This window comes from Shewanella electrica, from assembly GCF_022321485.1.
Taxonomy (GTDB): Bacteria; Pseudomonadota; Gammaproteobacteria; order Enterobacterales; family Shewanellaceae; genus Shewanella; species Shewanella electrica.
This window is the reverse complement of record NZ_JAKOGG010000184.1, coordinates 1-280: the sequence shown is the minus strand read 5'-3', so window position 1 is coordinate 280 and position 280 is coordinate 1. Positions and strand designations below refer to the sequence as shown.

Below are 280 nucleotides of genomic sequence, written 5' to 3'. Positions count from 1 at the left end.
CGACGATGCAGGCGATTTGTACCTCTGGATGCGGCCGGGGTAGGTGGCACCAAACCAACTCGTCACGATGCAACAATTGCTGTTCGGAGCCCGGGCCGCGATCCAACACATGGGCGATGTTCAGCTGGTAACTCGCGCAGGCGGGCAACAGCACTTCATCGCAAATCGCGAGCAGCGCCGGGTGGATCAGCACTTCCTCGATGAACACATCGGATTTGGCCGCAACCCCGGTGATGTGTCGCGTGTGCTTGCCCATGAACCACTCGATCGCGGGATTGAG

At 60.0% G+C, this 280-nt stretch carries 1 protein-coding gene; it reads right to left on the bottom strand.

Translation table 11 applies throughout. The annotated features are described in order from the left end of the window. On the bottom strand, positions 1-280 hold a 280-nt coding region (locus tag L9G74_RS20315; RefSeq protein ID WP_238898581.1), incomplete at both ends, for a hypothetical protein.